The following is a 14,691-nucleotide window of genomic DNA, read 5'->3' as shown; positions in this document are numbered from 1 at the left end:
GTTTACAATAAGTGTAACTTCTTTAACTCATAAGAAATCTATACCATTTATTATAATTTGAAAGACTTTATTAAGCATTGATTTATCTTACTTTTCTTGCAACTTTTACGACTTTATAAATATTAATTTTACTAATTTCAACTATTATATAGTAAATCTGCTTCACAGACTGTGTGTTTCTGCTACTTCAAAGGTTATCTATAATTCTAAATTTATTTTAAGTTCCTTATAGTGAAAAGAAATATAACCTCTTATAAACAAACGCTTAAAGAGGTTATATCAAAAACTTCAATTGATCTATATTACATTTTTAACTTTATTTCTCCATACATTCCTGTTGGGTCAATTGAATCATGCCATAAAATAAATGGTGGTTCTGGCATCGTGAAACGATCTCTATCTAAAGTCGTTGCAACTTCAGTGCGAATTGTATTTTTGCCTTTCTCTAAATATTTACCTATATTATAAATATAAGGTGGACAAATCTTCATTCCTACATATTTCTCATTAATCCATAACTCCATTGCTTCATATACATATTCAAAGCTTAAATATGCATCTGTTTTTACTTCGTCAATTTCTATAGTTTTTTCATATCTTATTAATCCTGCAAATAGTGGATCTTCATTAGAAATCGGAGCTAACTTATCCATTTTATTCATTTCACCGAAATTATGATATTCTTTATTTTTAACCATTGAATAGTTCCAATCTCTTGATAAATCAATACTGTTCTTACAATTGCTTAGTTTATCTGACACAGGTAAGTATTCCTCAGTAATTTCATTATATCCATCTGTATTTTCTAGTATTATACAAGATTCACAAGGTTTTAATTCTATGAAAATACTGCTCTTTCTATTTTCAGTACTGATAGTTAATTTTTTAAATTCATTTTCTAATCCATTATATATAACTGCATTTTGTCCAAGAGTTAACTCAATTTCTTCTTTAAAAGTTTCATGAGCTGATTCATTTTGGAACATATATATGTTTCCATCTTTAAAATAATGATAATATGTTAAATCAGAAAATTTATTCTTTAACTTAACTTCCTTAAAGCCTTTTTGTTGTAATACTCCTGCAAGTTCCTCTAATTTTACTACAGTACAGCTTTCACAACTTTTCATTAATTCCACTTCTTCTGTTTCACTAGTTTCATTTGTAATTCCTTGTGGCATAGCATCTACAAATATAATTTCTACTCCTTTAGCATTTTTAATAAAGTTAGCTAATTCTTTAGTTATATATTTAGTATAAGGAATTACTAAACACTTAAATTCAACACCATTAATATTTAATATACCATTTTCTATTTTTCCATTATAATCTTCAAGATTATTAAGCATATCCATAGAAACGAAATCAAATTCAATTTGATTTTCAGTTAATTCTCTTGCTGGTTTTTGCATCTTCATAAAATCCCCAGCCCATTCGTTTTCACCATGATATAAAATAGCAGTTTGTGCTACATGTTTTCCTTCATTTAATATATGACACATACGATTAGCATACTTCATTAAATTACCAAAGTGCCTAAACTGTGGGTTATTTCCTCTAGCATAAAAATGTGGTGGACAATCATGATCTGGATATTCAGCCATTGAAAATGCATGTGGAACAAGATAATTTATACCTCTAACAAGTAGATGATCTGTAATATATCTCATATCCCTAACACCAAGCTTCCAGCCATATGCGCCAAAAAGTTCACACATAGTTCTTCCCTTTTTCTTTGGATCAAGATGTCCACTAGAAGCTCCTAATTTTCCTAAAGCATAATGATAGAATTCACCATCACCTTTTGTTAGTGAAATTCTTTCAAGTCCTGCTCCACCTGGTATGATTTGACCTCCAATAACATCAATTCCTGCCATATGCTGCCCTTCAATTGCTCTAAAGAAATGTCCAGCTCCACTTCCAAGTTTACTATGCTGATTACTATCTTCAACAACATGTCCTATATATTCTACCCCATGCTTTTCACACCATTTACCTAATTGACTGCTAAAATTCCTTTCATATAAACGTGTAATAATATCCATATATGTATATCTTGTATTAACACAATCATTCATTTCAATTGTACCAATCCATAAGTATGGTAAGTATAAATTCCACTCACTGCCTAAGGCTTCTTTAAGCATAACTTTAACTTCTTCACTCCATGGAAGAGGCATGTCTCGTCTTCCAATTGATTCATCAAAATCAAATCCAACTACATTACCAAAGGCTGGTTCATCTGAAAAGAACCCTGCAAAAGTTTTTCCAAAGTCTTCTTTATAATGTTCAAAATGTGGCTCATATACAGCCTCTAATTGAGTACTTACAGATTCTTTATCAACCATATTGATATATCTATTGTCCCCACCATCAGTTTTTGTTTCATAAACAACATAAATTCTCCAAGCACCTGCTGGTAATTTACATGTTAAAAAATTCCCAACTACATTATTTGTTAAATCAACTAATTCCTCATGAATCATTCCATCTTTGATTAATCTAGCTGCAACTACACTAACTAATTTATTCTTTTTTTGCTCTTCAACATCTTTTTGTTTTCCAAAATCTAAAAATGAAGTTCTTGGTTTAAGCATTGGTGTAAAATGAAAACTTATTTCATCTTGAGCACCGATTACATCCACTACATTATAATTAATATAAGTTTTTCTTCTTTCAGGATATTTTTTCTCAATTAATCCATTAGCATAGCCTGTTGGAAAATGTGCATCATCTAAAACCCAAACCCTCATATTTCTTTTTTTTGCTTCTTCCATAACTATATCTAAATCATGCCACCATTTAGGTCCTGCAAAATCTGGATGTGGTCTAGCTTCAACACATACTGCTCCAATACCACTTTCATATATCTTCTCCATTTCTTCACGGATCACATGTTCTTCTTCTCCACGCATCCATAAAAAAGGTAGAATATAATTATCACCTTTACCGTTTTTTAATTCTTCAATTGTCTTTTTCATAATCGACCTCCATAATTCATAGTTAAATGCAAAATCCTCATTAAGGTTTAATTCATAATCATAGCTATAAAACAATATCTATATAAATAAACTTAATATTTAATTTTTCAATTTAATTGTAATACTTCGCAACATCGTTTTCATTAATAAATCAGACATTAATCATAACTTTTACGACTATTAAACAAAAATAGTGTATCTCAAAATTAATAGTAAAAATTTTAAGATACACTTTACTAATAGATACTTTTCGCTATATTGATTAGTTATTTCAATTTGCTATTTTATACTTTATTTATGATTAATCTTATTTGGCCCCTTTCATTTGAAACCAGTCAAATTCTGCAACATTATCACTTTCTTTACCATTGGCAGTTGCAAACATGCCAATTATGGTACCTGCCATACAGCCAACATATTCTGGATTGATTCTTCCACAGTCCACATTTTCTGCAAGACATTTCATGTTTTCTAAATCTGTTCCGTATACAAAGTCATAACTTTCATGCTTTGCATTAAACCCTAAAATAAGTTCATTATCATCACATGGTACACATGCAATTATTTCTTCCTTATGCTCATATGAAAAGCCTGGGAAATACGGTGGTCTATCATAGTCTGTTGTAGAAATTATCAATTTCAAAAGTTGCTTCCCATTTTCACAAGTACGTTCTACACGTAAATGATGATGCATAGCCTGCATTATAGCCAAACCTGCTGACTCTCCTTCTTGAGGATTAAAACTCATCTTAGTAAACAATGAAAAATCAATATGAATTTGTCTCTTGCCTACAAAGCTTATAATTCGGTCTTTACATATTTCAGGATTAAATGAAAGTGGTTTGATTACTGGTGTCATATTTTCTTTCAAGCATTTTAAAGATAATTTCGAGTCATATATCTTATAAAATGGTTCATATGGAGTTCCAAGTAATACCCATGTCATTCCAAGGTCTCTTTCCTCATCAAAGTCTTCCATGTCTTTTTCTTTCTTTTCAAATTCTGTCCATGGCAATGAAGCTGCTGTATATTCCCATTCTAATTTTCCTGTTCCTGGACTGAATATTGGCCATTCTCTTTCCCACATTACTGGGCAAATAAAAGTTTCTCTTCCTAAATTCTTATATTCACCATCAATCAGTCTAGAAGCAAGCATTACAGCATACCATTCTCCATTTTGCGTTTCCACAAAATCTGCATGTCCTACGTTGATAATTGGAGCTTTAAATCCAAAATGTCTATGGGTCATTACAGGATTTGCAGTACATCCCTCATACCATCCGAACAATTCCTTACTTCTTGCCACCATTACTGCATGATAATGCTCAGTTCCACCCTCAGCAATCATTAGATAATAGTAATCTCCAATATGATAAATATGTGGAGCTTCTGGTGCTGAACCGCCTCTTAGTGCACTATTAAAAATCGTTACTGGCTCTCCTGCTAATTTAAAGTTTTCCATATCATATGGTGCAAGCCATATTCCTCTTTCCTTTACACCAGCACCATTATCCCATACATCTCCTGTACCCATAACGTAAGCTTTTCCATCATTATCAAAGAAAAATGAAGCATCAATCCCTGGAACATCTGTTAACCAATGAGGCTCTGACCATGTGCCCTTTGGATCTTTAGCTGTAATAATAAAATTACCTTTATCACAAAAGTTTGCATTTATTATATAAAATGTGCCGTTATTATAACGAATTGTAGGTGCCATAACACCACCAACCATTGAATTAAATTCCACATGAAAGCCATTATCTTTAGTCAAAGCATTCCCTATCTGCTCCCAGTTTGCTAAATCCTTGCTATGAAAAATCGGAATTCCAGGATACATTTCAAAACTGGAACATATTAAATAATAATCCTCTCCTACTCTGCAAATTGATGGATCTGGATAAAATCCTGATATAATAGGATTTTTAATTTTTCTTTCTGTCATATAGTTTTAATCCTTTCTCTTTTCTATTTATACAAAATATAAAATTTTTACTACTCTCGTTTGCAATACATATAATTACAAAACTACACATTCATATGCTATGGGGATTCATCAATAATTTCACGAACCCTATTCTTCACTTATTCTTTTAATGTGCCAACTTAAAAATTAATCAAGTGATACAATAGTAAATTCACCTTCAAGACATTCCTTAGAATTTGTACCAACATATACTTTAAACAAGCCTGGTTCAACAATATAATTCATATTTTCATCATGGAATCCAAGATCTTTTGTATTAAGTTTAAATCTTATAGTTTTACATTCATTAGGTTGCAATAATACTTTTTCAAAACCTTTTAATTCTTTAACAGGTCTTACTCTGCTTGCAACAACATCTGATACATAAAGTTGTACAACTTCTTCCCCAGCTACTTCTCCTGTATTAGTTACATCAACATTAACAACTACAGTTTCACCAATTTTATTTTCTGATGATATTATAGATAGATTTTCATATTTGAAAGTTGTATAACTTAGTCCAAATCCAAAAGGATATAGTGGCTCCACTGGACCATCTATATATTTTGAAGTGAATTTTATTTTGCCTGCTGGTCTGCCTGTCATTGGATGATTATAGTAAATTGGTACTTGTCCTACTGAATATGGGAATGTGGATACTAACTTCCCACTTGGATTATAATCACCAAATAAAACATCAGCTATAGCATTACCGCTTTGAGTCCCTAACTGCCATGCTTCTACTAATGCATCTACATTTTCAGCTTCCCAAGGTATAGTTAATGGTCTTCCATTTATCAATACAACAATTAATGTCTTACCAGTATTACGTAATTCCTTTAATAATTCTTCTTGTTTTCCAGGTAAGTTAATATCAATACGACTTGCAGCTTCTCCACTCATATCTGAATTTTCACCAACAACTGCTATAATTACATCTGATTCCTTTGCTACTTTAACAGCACCTTCAAAGTCCATACCTTCTTCTCCAGTAATCTTGCAACCTTCAGTATATAAAATTTCTGTTTCACTGCTAACAGCAGCTTTTATTCCTGAAAGAACAGTAACTACATCTGATGGATTTCCTGTATGTGACCAAGTTCCAAGCATTTCTGCAGCATTTTCAGCAAGCGGACCCACTACTGCAATCTTTTTTAAGTTCTTCTTAAGTGGAAGAACATTATTTTCATTTTTCAAAAGTACTATAGATCTGCAGGAAATATCTCTTGCAGCCTCCAGATGTTCCTTACAAAGAAGTGTTTTTTCTTCTTTTTTAGCATCTGTTCTATATGGATTATCAAATAATCCTAATAAGAATTTCACTCTAAGTACTCTTCTTACAGCTTCATCTAATATTTCTTCTAATATAGCTCCTTCTTTCACAAGTTCAGGCAATTCATTTCTATAAGTGCCTTGACTCATATCCATATCTAATCCAGCATTCAATGCTTTTTTGCTTGCAGCTTTATTATCTTCTGCACATCCATGAACAACAACTTCTGGAATTGAGTTAGCATCACTTACAACAAAGCCATTAAACCCAAATTCTCCTCGTAAAATATCTGTTAATAAATATTTATTAGCAGTACAAGGAATTCCATTTAAATCATTAAAGGCACTCATAAAAGTTCCAACCCCAGCTTCTGCTGCTGCTTTAAATGGTGGTAGATATACATCATGCAAAGTTTGAAGTGACATATCTACTGTATTATAATCTCTTCCACCATCTGGTGCCCCATAGCCTACAAAATGCTTAGCACATGCAAGTATACTTTCTGGATTATCTAAACTCTCCCCTTGAAACCCTTCTACTCTAGCTTTAGCAATAACACTTCCTAAGTACGGATCTTCACCTGCTCCTTCTGCAACTCTTCCCCAACGTGGATCTCTTGATATATCAACCATTGGTGCAAAAGTCCAGTGAAGTCCTGCTGCTGAAGCTTCTTTAGCAGCTATTCTTGCAGATTCTTTAATTTTTTCGATATCAAAGCTACAAGCTTCTGCAAGAGGTATTGGAAATATTGTTCTATATCCATGTATTACATCAAGTCCAAAAAGTATAGGAATTCCAAGTCTTGATTCTTCAACTGCAATTTTTTGAAGTTCATTTGACTTTTCTGCCCCGTGTACTCCACCCATACAACCAAGTGTACCTTGTCTAATTTCATCTTTACGATAATTTCTTTCAAGTGCTTCAAACTCAGCCGGAGTAATCTCCCCATTAATTAATTTTTCAATTGTTTCATCAAAGGTTAATCCAAAGGCTCCAAAAATTGAAGGGGAAATCTGCACTAACTGTCCAACTTTCTCTTCTAATGTCATTTTACCTATAAGATTATCTATTCTTTTTTCATAATATTCTTTAATAAATTCCTTTTGTTTACTTTCTCTATTAATCATACTAAACCTCCAAATATTTTTTAATAACTTAAACTTTCAAGATTGCGCACAAACATTTATCCTTTGCAAAAATCCTAATCAACTATTATAAAAATTTCATATGTAATATGCTTTTCTATCTACTGAAATATTCAACGAAAATCAATAATACCATCTCCTGCTACCTCATAAAAAACAAGAGATAATAAGGTAACATACCTTATTATCCCTTGTAATTATTACCTATTATTCAGAGATACTCTTTCCTTGTCTTTCAAGAAGTATTCTTGTATTTTCATTAGCTTTTGCTTTTGATAATGTATAGAATACTAATGGAATTGTCGCAACAAAATATATTATTCCAGGTACTAAATTTACTAACATGTTTATGCTGTTAGCTACTTCTGGAGTTTGTGGTTGATTAGCAACATAACCTATTGCTCCTAAAACTGCAACGCTTACAGATCCAACAATTGCATTAACAACTTTAGTTGTTAAACTTGTAAATGAATAGATAGCACCATCAGCTCTTGTACCAGTTTTTACTTGATAATCATCTATGCAGTCACCAACCATACTAAATATCATCGATGAGAAGCCCATTGATAAACATGCAACAAATGTTATAGCTATTATAGCTGTAGTATTTGAAACCGGTGTAAAATAAAGAGCTATAAATCCAATTCCCGATACAACATTTCCACCACCTAAAACTGTTTTCTTTTCAAAGTGTTTTGCAATGAAAGGAAGGCAAGAAGCACCAATAACACCAGCAATAGATAATGTTGTAAACATTACTGCTATTAAATCAGGACGTCCTACAACATATATTGCATAATAAACTACAAGTCCTATTCTTCCAAATACAGCAATTAGTGATATTAATAAGCACAATAACATTAATAATAATGGTTTATTCTTAACTGAAGCCAATAAAGATTCCTTAATAGTTGGTCTTTCTTCTTTCATAGGCTCAACAATTTCTTTACAATTTTTAAAAGTTAATAATAGCATAGGCATTGCAATTAAAGTCAAAACTATTGCAGCATAGAAATATCCATTTTGATTATTTCCTTTACCTAAAATTGTTATTAAAGGCATTACTGTAGCTCCAGTAACAATACCAGCTACTTGTCCAAAAACTCCTCTAAAGGCATTTAATCTAGTTCTTTCTTCAGTATCTCTTGTCATTACTGTTGCAAGAGCACCATATGGAACATTAACTACTGAGTGAAAAGTACCAAGTAATAAATAAGTGACACATGCATATATTGCTTTTCCAGTACCACTAAATTGTGGTGTATAGAAAGTTAATATGTTAAATAAGCCAAGTGATACTGATCCAAATAAGATATATGGTCTAAAACGTCCAAATCTACTCTTAGTACGTTCCATAATCAATCCTAGAATTGGGTCTACAAAACAATCCCATACTCTAGCTACAAGTAATAATATTGCTATAATTCCGCCAGCTAAACCAAATACATCTGTATAAAAGAATAAAAGATATGATGACACTAAACTCCAAACAACGCTACAAGCAAACTCCCCTAATCCATAACTAAATTTTGTCATAAAACTAAGCTTTGCTTGACTTACATCTTGATTAACGATTGAATCTTGTTTATCGATTACATTTTGCATTATAAATTCCTCCTAATGATTAATAGATCCTTTTCTTTTAATTTCCAAAAGAACTCTTCTTGTAAATTTCACTTAAAAATAATATAATATGTTTATAATTTCAATTAACATGCTGATTAGCTTTATTTAATGTTGGTGTGGTAACTTACCATTAAATAAGCTGTATCGGTGTGTTTTTATTTTTTTCATAAAACATCCTATAATTTCTAAGCTTTCCTTATATTCTTTTGGATAAATTTCAATACTATAACTTATAAGCCATTCTCCTCTCCAGTTAAGTATTCTTAATTATTAACCCTTTTTTCTGTAAAGGTTTAACTTTATGTTATTATTTTAATACATACTTTCTTTTCTTTCATTAACTAATCAGACTTTTACTGCAACTTTTGTGACATTGTCAATTTCAAAAGTCATTATACCACTCATCTCTAGCACTTCTAAATTCTATAAGCTTCTCAGAGTTATGGAATTCTATAATTTCCTCAACATAAAAAAATGGATTCCACATATTTAAATCCATGGAATCCATCTTAGCTAAATTCTATTTTGACTCTTTTTTCTATATTCTATTGGAGTTGTCCCCGTAATCTTTTTGAATATTTTAGAAAAATAGTTCATATTATTGTATCCCACCTCATCTGAAATGCTGCTAATTTGAATATTAGTCGTTGAAAGAAGCTGCATTGATTTTTCTATTCTCTGTTCTGTGAGATACTCCGTTAAGGATAACCCTGTAGCTTTCTTAAAAATTCTTGATAAATAATCTGGATTAAGAAAAACATAGCTTGCTATATCATCCCTTGTAATATCTTTATTATAATTTTCCTTAATATATGTTTTTACCTTTTCAATTACTGTTTGTGATTTAGTAACTTCATCAACATAGCTTACAGCTTTATTGAACACATAAATTACCCATTTTATCATATAATCTATTGAATTTGTTGCATTAATATATAATTTTTCAGATTTTTCATCATCAAAAAGCTGATGTGCTTGTATTCCTTTTTGCTCTAGGAAAGAATACAGCATCTGTAAAATATCTTGATGAAAAATATTTAAAATCCTTCTATTAATTCTTTCAGTTTTTACAAGTTCATCAATATATTTTTTTACTTCTTTAACGGCATTTTCACTGTCACCATTATAAAGCATTAAAGACCATTCACTAATATTAGGTAATAAAATTTCTTGTTCATTGCTATCATTTAATGTACTACTATTTAAGTCAATTATCTTACTGACAAAAGACACATTATTTTTATCTAAGTCTTGAAGTTCACTAAATTCATCTGCTAAATTATCACCATTTACATATCTTCCTATATAACCTGTCATGCTGCAACCTAAATATCTGTTACAATCAATTATATAATTGACACAACTTTTCCCTATGTTTTCCAAGCTCGTTTCCTTATCACCTATCTCTGGCACGATAATTATTATCTCCTCTTCCCCTACCGTCATACTACTTGAAGGTATCTCATTTAATATTGTCTCTTTAGCAATATTCTCTAGTGCAAATGATAAGGAATTTTCATTCCATTCCTCTAGCCTGCTAATTACACGCTTCTTAGTAAGTAAAACCAAAAGATATTTAAAATCTTTATTAAAACTAACATTCTTCTTCTTTGCGTAGGTTTCAATTTCCTCGCAATTTCCTGTTATTTTTCCTGCTATTAATTCATACCAAAAGAAGCCTTCAATTTGCTTTTGATTATTATCCCAATATTCACTATGCTTTTTTAATTTGCTGCTTGCTTTAATTTTATCTATTAATTGTGAGATCTTATTTTCTAATTCTTTAAAAGGAATTGGTTTTACTAAATAATCAAAGCTTCCAAGTTCAATTGCTCGCTTTGCATACTCAAATTCTGCATGACAGGTTAATAAAATATTTTCTGTTTGAGGCGAGTTTATCTTTACCCATTCTATTAAGTCTAATCCACTTCCTTGAGGCATTTCAATATCACAAATTATAATCTGTATATCATTATTTTCTATGATTTCTTTAGCTTGAGAAATATTATAGGCAGTATGTACTTTTGCTATCCCAAGCTTTTCCCATTCAATTGAAGTAGATATGGCTCTTACGTTTTGTATTGAATCATCTACAACCATTATATTCATATTTATTTCACCTCTTTTTTTACTGGTATATATATATCAATACATGCACCCATATTGTCATTATTACTTGCTATTATTTGTGCCCTATCTCCATATATAAGCTTTAGTCTTTGCTTAACATTCCATATACCAATTTTTTCTCCTGTATTATTATTGTAAGTTGAATTATTTATTTTATTTATTGCTTCATCTGAAAAACCTTTACCATTATCTTGTATTGTTATATGTGCATATTCTTCATCATGCTTTTTGATTAAGGATATTTTAATAATTACATTAATTACTTCAAAAGATTTCATTGCATGTTTAATTATATTTTCAATAAAAGTTTGCAAAACTAATGGAGGTATCTGAACTGCCATTAAATGTTCTTCTGCATCCACATTACATATTAACGTTTCCCCAGAATGAATCTTTTCTATCTGCAGAAAATTCTTCACATGCTTTAACTCACTTTCAAGTGATACCAATAAAAAACTACTTCTAAATAAATACCTTAAATAATCTGATAAATATAACACCATATCTTGAATTAATTGAAACTCTTTCATTTGAGCCATACTATATATATTATTAAGTGCATTTATATAAAAATGTGGTCTTATCTGCATTTGAAGGTAATCAAGCTCAGATTTCTGCTTTTGTAACTGTTCCTCATATACTTCTATTTTTAATTGTTTTATTTGAGAAACCATATTGTTAAAGGCTTTATTCACTACTAAAAATTCATTTGAAAAGGACTTATCTTCTATGCGATAATCTAAATTCCCATTTTCAATCATGTTAATTGCATATTTTAAAGTTTTAACAGGTTTAAATATCAATCTATGCAAAATATACAAAGTACTAGGTATTAAAAGAAAAGACATTATTGCTATAAAAAATATTATTGTCTGGATTAAATCAAGACCTTGCAGCATATTTTTTTCATTTGTTACAGCAATTAAACTAAATTTACCAACTTCTGAGGGTTTACCGATAACCATATGACTATTTCCTTCTCCAGAAAAATAATAATGTGTTAAATCCCCTAATAAATTAATATGATTATCATTAACAAATCCTTGATTTATCATAGGCTTTCCTTCTGACGTAGCAAATAAAATACTGCCTTCTCTTTGTAAATTTATTTTTAAGAGAGGACTCATTAAGGTTTCTACTTTTATCCATGCACCTAAATATATATTATTATCTACTGATATAATCCTAAAAATGTAATTTGAACCATCCATTGATATTGGTATCCATCCTTTAGAATTAAAATTTATATTATCTCTTGATACTTTTGAAATAAAATTTGATATATTTAAAGTTTCCTTATAATTTACTCTGCTGCTGTAAGAATCAAAATACTGATTACCAAACCTTGAATAAACAAAAAAGACATCAGCTAATTTATATAAAGCTCTTGCATTAGTAAGCTCATTTTGAAGTTTTACCTTTGATAATACACTTAAATCTTTATCATTACTATTTAAGTTCAATATGTCTGTATTAAAGGAAATCACATTAAAAATATAACTGTCAATACTTTTCAAATCAGAATCAATTTGGTTCATATAAAGATTAACTGTATTACTATTATATTCTGCAACCTTATTATGTAAGGTTCTTATTGAATAATAGCTATTAAATATAAGAAAAAAGACCATTGGAATTGTTAAAATTAACGTTCCTGCTATGAGCTTAAAAATCAAAGAATTATGCATTGATTTGTTTATTTTTATATCCATAATATTTCACCTGCTACATATATATGTTGCAATTCAAATTTTACATTTCTAGTAATTAATTTTTAAGAAATTCCGAAGGAAAAGTGAGAATCAAAAAGGGAATAAGTTCTTGGTTGCAGAGAAGTTCTGTATTGTGGCATAGCCACTCTTTTTATATAAGATCCGTATTGTGGCATAGCCACTCTTTTTATAGGTGTATCTTTTGCCCATCTATCAAGCTGCTTTTGTTTCTCCGCAACTATTTTGTCAATTCCTGCTACTTTGAGCCTACTTATAAATTCTGGCAATACTTTATCTGGATCTACTGCTCCATTTTCTAAAGCAGGTTTATACTCAGAAACAATTCTAGATACTTCCGTATATTCCACCATAACTGGTGTTGCATCAAATAAAAAACCAGTGGCTTTAGATTTTTCAGCATTTTTATTGAAGAAATCAATTTGTCCCCAAATATCTTTAGGATTTCCATCCCATATATGAGACAAAAACTCATTGCCAAACATGTATTCTTGATCTAAATTGTATCCATTTTCTCCAGTACTATTATCTGAGATACGCTCTATTATTTCTTCTGAGTCTTTCACTTTTTTGTAATGTGTTCCTTCAATACCATAATCAAGTAAATTAATTAGATCTTTATCTGTATACATTAGATTTAAAAATTCCATAGCTTTTTCTGTATTCTTAGAATAACTAGGAATTGCCCACATAAAATTCGTAATAGTCGATGTTCTCTTAATTGCTGGATAAATAGTGACAACTTCAACTGGAAATCCAACTGATTTTTTTTGTAAGTATTTAGTTATTGGATTTATATAGGCAGTAGCTCCATAAAGCTTATTTTCTCTCATAAGCAATACATCATTTTCTTTATTTGTTACTATATCAGGATAAATATAGCCAAGCTCATACCATCTCCTTATTTTTTTAAGTAAATCAGCATATTCTTTAGTTTCATAATAGTCCACTACTTTTAATTCATTAGGATTCATAAGCACACCATAGCCATCAACTAAATTATCTCCAAAAGCTGCTACTCCCAAGGAATCAACTATTGATGTCCCCCCCATTATTCCAAAATATTTATTAGGTTCATTATCATGTATGATTTTCATAGCTCCTTCTAAATCCTCAAGATTTTTTATTTTTTGAGCATCAATTTTATATTTGTCTAATAACTCTTTTTCTATTTTCACTCCATGCTCTGTAGCCATATCTTTAATTGTTGGAATTCCATAGATCTTACCATGAATTTTACTTGAATTTAAATATTCGTTTCCTAATGCTGAATTAATACCTTCCCCTTTATTTTTTATTAAATCATCCAAAGGATAAAGCTTTCCCTTTGATGCAAGAATTGGATAATCGAATAATCCCGATAAGGTTCCTGTTAGAAAAATATCTAAATTTTCATTGCTGTTAAGTTTTAAATTTATCTGCTGAGAGTATTCTGAGGAAATTATAGGCTCTAATTTTATCGTAGCATTAATCTTTTCTTTTGTTATTTTATTTATTTCAGCATTAACTAAATCCAAATCTTTAGGTATTGATGAAAATGTAATAAACGACAACTTCAATTCTGTAGTGGTTTCATTGTTTTTATTAGTCTTTTCATTTATTACATTACTGCAGGATTGAAATAAAATTAATGACAATAATACTGATGCAAATAAAGGTGTTTTTCTATACATAGTATCCTCCTCATCCTAAGTATTTGTTTCTAATAAATTAACTTTAACCTATTAAAACCTTTTCAATAATAAAGATATCCAAAGCGAGAATTATACTTATGCAACAATTACCAAAATCAGATACATTTATCTTCCACAGGACTAGTGAAATTTTCGCTGGAAGGTTC

General features: G+C 30.2%; 7 protein-coding genes. All 7 read right to left on the bottom strand.

Translation table 11 applies throughout. From position 1 onward, the window contains the following. Nucleotides 1-302: 302 nt before the first annotated feature. Nucleotides 303-2,981 carry a glycosyl hydrolase gene (locus L3B98_RS13940; protein WP_238917158.1) on the bottom strand — a complete coding sequence of 893 codons (2,679 nt, stop codon included), beginning with the start codon at nt 2,979-2,981 and terminating at the stop codon, nt 303-305. 307 nt (nt 2,982-3,288) lie between these two features. After that, nucleotides 3,289-4,926, bottom strand: coding sequence for a glycoside hydrolase family 43 protein (locus L3B98_RS13935; RefSeq protein WP_238917157.1), 1,638 nt, complete (start codon nt 4,924-4,926; stop codon nt 3,289-3,291). 168 nt (nt 4,927-5,094) lie between these two features. Then, nucleotides 5,095-7,347, bottom strand: a complete 2,253-nt coding sequence (locus tag L3B98_RS13930; protein WP_238917156.1) for a glycoside hydrolase family 3 N-terminal domain-containing protein — start codon at nt 7,345-7,347, stop codon at nt 5,095-5,097. 225 nt (nt 7,348-7,572) lie between these two features. Next, nucleotides 7,573-8,970: an MFS transporter gene (locus tag L3B98_RS13925; RefSeq protein ID WP_238917155.1), complete on the bottom strand. Its 1,398-nt coding sequence runs from the start codon at nt 8,968-8,970 to the stop codon at nt 7,573-7,575. 534 nt (nt 8,971-9,504) lie between these two features. Further along, nucleotides 9,505-11,100 carry a response regulator gene (locus tag L3B98_RS13920; RefSeq protein ID WP_238917154.1) on the bottom strand — a complete coding sequence of 532 codons (1,596 nt, stop codon included), beginning with the start codon at nt 11,098-11,100 and terminating at the stop codon, nt 9,505-9,507. A 2-nt stretch (nt 11,101-11,102) separates the two neighbouring features. Beyond that, nucleotides 11,103-12,833, bottom strand: a complete 1,731-nt coding sequence (locus L3B98_RS13915; RefSeq protein ID WP_238917153.1) for a histidine kinase — start codon at nt 12,831-12,833, stop codon at nt 11,103-11,105. A 62-nt stretch (nt 12,834-12,895) separates the two neighbouring features. Further along, nucleotides 12,896-14,524, bottom strand: coding sequence for an ABC transporter substrate-binding protein (locus L3B98_RS13910; RefSeq protein WP_238917152.1), 1,629 nt, complete (start codon nt 14,522-14,524; stop codon nt 12,896-12,898). Between the last annotated feature and the right edge of the window lie 167 nt (nt 14,525-14,691).

Source organism: Clostridium sp. YIM B02555, from assembly GCF_022320955.1.
GTDB lineage: Bacteria > Bacillota > Clostridia > Clostridiales > Clostridiaceae > Clostridium > Clostridium saccharoperbutylacetonicum.
Note: the sequence above shows the minus strand (reverse complement) of the source record. Positions and strands in the feature narration are given on the sequence as shown.

What these genes read in the sequence shown, in the direction of transcription:
- L3B98_RS13930 (WP_238917156.1), bottom strand. Translation starts at nt 7,347, where the DNA reads ATGATTAATAGAGAAAGTAAACAAAAGGAATTTATTAAAGAATATTAT.
- L3B98_RS13920 (WP_238917154.1), bottom strand. Translation starts at nt 11,100, where the DNA reads ATGAATATAATGGTTGTAGATGATTCAATACAAAACGTAAGAGCCATA.
- L3B98_RS13935 (WP_238917157.1), bottom strand. Translation starts at nt 4,926, where the DNA reads ATGACAGAAAGAAAAATTAAAAATCCTATTATATCAGGATTTTATCCA.
- L3B98_RS13925 (WP_238917155.1), bottom strand. Translation starts at nt 8,970, where the DNA reads ATGCAAAATGTAATCGATAAACAAGATTCAATCGTTAATCAAGATGTA.
- L3B98_RS13940 (WP_238917158.1), bottom strand. Translation starts at nt 2,981, where the DNA reads ATGAAAAAGACAATTGAAGAATTAAAAAACGGTAAAGGTGATAATTAT.
- L3B98_RS13915 (WP_238917153.1), bottom strand. Translation starts at nt 12,833, where the DNA reads ATGGATATAAAAATAAACAAATCAATGCATAATTCTTTGATTTTTAAG.
- L3B98_RS13910 (WP_238917152.1), bottom strand. Translation starts at nt 14,524, where the DNA reads ATGTATAGAAAAACACCTTTATTTGCATCAGTATTATTGTCATTAATT.